Genomic DNA, 3865 nt, shown 5'->3' on the forward strand with positions numbered 1-3865 from the left:
ACGGCACGCCGGCGAACCGGGACGCCGGCGGGGCTCAGGCGGGACGCTGCAGCACCATCAGCGAGCGGTCGGTGAGCCAGAGGGTGTCCCCGGCCTTCACCCGGGCCCCGGAGCCGGGTGCGGGCGGCTTCGGCCGGGCGGTGTCCACCACCACCTGCCACTCCTGCCCGTGCCCGGCCGGCACGGTGAACTCCAGCGGCTCGAAGTGCGCGTTGAACATCAGCAGGAAGGAGTCGTCGACGATCCGCCCGCCGCGCCGGTCCGGCTCCGAGATGGCGTAGCCGTTCAGGAACACGGTGAGCGACTTCGCGTAGCTGGCGCCCCAGTTGCGCTTGGTCATCTCCTCCCCGGCGGGGGTGAACCAGGCGATGTCGGTGAGGTCCTCGTACTCGCCGCCGCCCCCGCCCTCCCCGGCGGGCCGGCCCGGGACCGGGCGGCCGTGGAAGAAGCGGCGGCGCCGGAACACCGGGTGGTCGCGGCGCAGCCAGACCATCCGCTGGGTGAACTCCAGCAGCCGGGTGCGCGCCCCGTCGCCCTCCGGCCAGCGCACCCAGGTGAGGTCGTTGTCCTGGCAGTAGGCGTTGTTGTTGCCCTGCTGGGTGCGGCCGAACTCGTCGCCGTGGGAGAGCATCGGCACGCCCTGGGAGAGCATCAGGGTGGCCAGGAAGTTGCGCTGCTGGCGCGCTCGCAGCTCCTCGACGGCCGGGTCGTCGGTGGGACCCTCGGCGCCGCAGTTCCAGGAGCGGTTGAAGGACTCGCCGTCCCGGTTGCCCTCGCCGTTGGCCTCGTTGTGCTTCTCGTTGTAGGAGACCAGGTCGCGCAGGGTGAAGCCGTCGTGGCAGGTGACGAAGTTGATCGAGGCGATCGGGCGGCGCCCGTCGTCCTGGTAGAGGTCGGAGGAGCCGGTGAGCCGGGAGCCGAACTCGGCGAGGGTGGCGTTCTCGCCGCGCCACAGGTCGCGGACGGTGTCCCGGTACATGCCGTTCCACTCCGTCCACAGCGGCGGGAAGTTGCCCACCTGGTAGCCGCCCTCGCCGAGGTCCCAGGGCTCGGCGATCAGCTTGGCCTGGGAGACCACCGGGTCCTGCTGGACCAGGTCGAAGAACGAGGAGAGCCGGTCCACCTCGTGGAACTGCCGGGCGAGGGTGGCGGCGAGGTCGAAGCGGAAGCCGTCCACGTGCATCTCGGTGACCCAGTAGCGCAGCGAGTCCATGATCAGCTGCAGCACGTGCGGGCTGCGCATCAGCAGGCTGTTGCCGGTGCCGGTGGTGTCCTCGTAGAACCGCTGGTCCCGGGCCAGGCGGTAGTAGGAGACGTTGTCCAGGCCGCGCAGGGAGAGCGTGGGGCCGAGGTGGTTGCCCTCGGCGGTGTGGTTGTAGACGACGTCGAGGATGACCTCGATGCCGGCCGCGTGCAGCGCCTTCACCATCGACTTGAACTCCTGCACCTGCTGGCCGCGGTCGCCGGTGGAGGAGTAGGAGGAGTGCGGGGCGAAGAAGCCGACGGTGTTGTAGCCCCAGTAGTTGGCCAGGCCGAGGTCGCGCAGCCGGTGGTCCCGGACGAACTGGTGCACCGGCATCAGCTCGATCGCGGTGACCCCGAGCTTGGCGAGGTGCTCGACGACGGCGGGGTGGGCGACGCCCGCGTAGGTGCCGCGGAGCTCCTCCGGGATGCCCGGGTGCAGCTTGGTCAGGCCCTTCACGTGGGCCTCGTAGAGCACGGTGCGGTGGTAGTCGGTGCGCGGCGGCCGGTCGGTGCCCCAGTCGAAGTACGGGTTGATCACCACCGAGTGCATGGTGTGCGGGGCGGAGTCGAGGTCGTTGCGGCGCTCGGGGGCGCCGAAGTGGTAGCCGTAGACGGACTCGTCCCAGTCGATGTGACCGCTCATCGCCTTGGCGTACGGGTCCAGCAGCAGTTTGGCGCTGTTGTGCCGCTGGCCGAGGCCCGGGTTGTACGGGCCGTGGACGCGGAAGCCGTAGCGCTGGCCCGGCTGGACGCCGGGGAGGTAGGCGTGCCGGACGAAGGCGTCGGTCTCGCGCAGTTCGACGGCCGTCTCCGAACCGTCCTCGCCGAGCAGGCAGAGCTCGATCCGGTCGGCGCTCTCCGAGAACACCGCGAAGTTGGTGCCGGCCCCGTCGTAGGTGGCGCCGAGCGGGTAGGGGGTCCCTGGCCATACCTGCATGGTTGTCGACTCCCTTGCCTTGAAGCGGAACTGACGGACAGTCCGATGATCGTGGCCGGACCGCGGGGCGTGCCGCCCGCACGCCGTGGGGTACGGTGCGCGGGCGCGGCACAGTCCGCATACTCCCCGACGCCTTCCCCGACGGCGGGGCCATACGCACCGTGTTCGCCCGAACGGGTGTCCTCACCGAGTCCCGGGGCCCCCGTGACCCGTGGGGCGGGTGGGGCGGCCGGGACGGACCGTCGCCGTCGGCCGGTGCCGTGGTCCAACCGGCTGCGGGCGGTTCACGGCGGGCAGTACCCTTGATCGTCCGGCCGTCCGGGGCCCGTGGCGAACCATCAGGCGAACCGGCGGCGAACCGGCGGCGAACCGCCGGTGTGCCGGGCGGCGCGCCGTGCGGCCGACCGGCCGGACGGCAGGCAGACAGCTCCGAGCGGCCCCCGGCGGCTCCCAGCAGGAACCAGGTGAGGTGGCGCATGGTGTTCCCCGCCGGCGGCCGTGGCGGTGGGCCCGGCGGCCCCGACCGGGGCGGCGCCCGCAGCGAGGCGCCGACGGTGGTCATGCGGCCCGCCCTGACCGGCGGGCGCTCGCTCGTCCCGGCCCAGGGCGGACCGGTCGACGTCCCCGCGCTCGCCTGGTCCGGCGCCGAGTGGGAGGACGCCTACCAGCGCGTCCGCCTCTCCGGCCGCGCCTACGTCTGGCTCAACCTGGTCGAGCAGCGGCTGCGCTCGCTCGTCGACGAGGTGCTGCACCCGATCTACGCGCCCGCCCACGGGGAGGACTGGGTCACCGCCGCCGCCGGCCCGGCCGGCGAGGAGTGGGCGCACCGGGCCGGCGCCGTGCGCGAGGTCAGCCGGCGCAAGGGCTACCTGCTCGACCCGGCCGACGACGACCCGCTGGTCTTCCTCACCCTGCCGCAGCTGCGCGAGCTGATGGTCCAGCACTGGCCCTGCTTCGAGCCCTACCTGGCGGACCGCCGGGAGATCGAGCTGGCCCTCGACGAGCTGGAGGTCGCCCGGCACGTCGTCTCCCGCAACCGCGTCCTCACCGCCACCGTGCTCGCCCAGACCGAACGGGCCGCCGCCCGGCTGCTCGCCCTGTTCGACGGCGGCGCTGGCGCCGTGCCCGCCGACGTCGTCGAGTCGCTGGTCGCCGGACGCTACGCGGACGTCGTCGCCGTCCACCCCGACCGGGTCCGCCTCCAGCGCGACCTGCCGGTCGAGGACCTGCTCGACGGCGCCCGACGGCTGGACGCCCTCGGCATCGGCCTCGGCATGCTCTGCCAGAACTACACCGGCAAGCGGCTCGTCCGGCTCGCCACCGACGGCTGCCGGGTCCGGCTGCTATTCCTCAACCCGGCCAGCAGCGCCGTCCGCCGCCGCGAGCGCGAACTCGGCCTCGGGCGCGGCGAGCTGGGCCGCTCGATCCAGATGAACATCCTGCACGTGCGCCGGGTCCGCGCCGCGCTGCGGGACCAGGGCGGCTTCGAGATCCGGGTGTTCGACGAGACCCCGCGCTTCACCGCCTACCTGGTCGAGGGCGTGCCGTCCGCCGCCCCGGCCCCCGGCGGACGCCGCCAGACCCGCGACCTCGGCGTCGTCCAGCCCTACCTGCGCCGGGCGCGCGGCATGGAGTCGCCCGCCCTGGTCCTGCGCGGCGTCGCCGGCCAGCAGCAGGGCGGCA

Annotated in this window: 2 protein-coding genes; one reads left to right on the forward strand and one right to left on the reverse strand. The window is 73.3% G+C overall.

Annotated elements, in window-relative coordinates; translation table 11 throughout:
• Positions 1–34: 34 nt before the first annotated feature.
• Positions 35–2182 carry a glycogen debranching protein GlgX gene (gene glgX, locus ABD308_RS10265; RefSeq protein WP_344331223.1) on the reverse strand — a complete coding sequence of 716 codons (2148 nt, stop codon included), beginning with the start codon at positions 2180–2182 and terminating at the stop codon, positions 35–37.
• A gap of 476 nt (positions 2183–2658) precedes the next feature.
• On the opposite strand from glgX, the gene ABD308_RS10270 reads away from it, so the two are divergent.
• Positions 2659–3865 (forward strand): SAV2148 family HEPN domain-containing protein (locus ABD308_RS10270; protein WP_425554734.1); only part of this gene is annotated, 1207 nt, incomplete at its 3' end.

The sequence above is a fragment of the Kitasatospora putterlickiae genome, from assembly GCF_039527695.1.
GTDB lineage: Bacteria > Actinomycetota > Actinomycetes > Streptomycetales > Streptomycetaceae > Kitasatospora > Kitasatospora putterlickiae.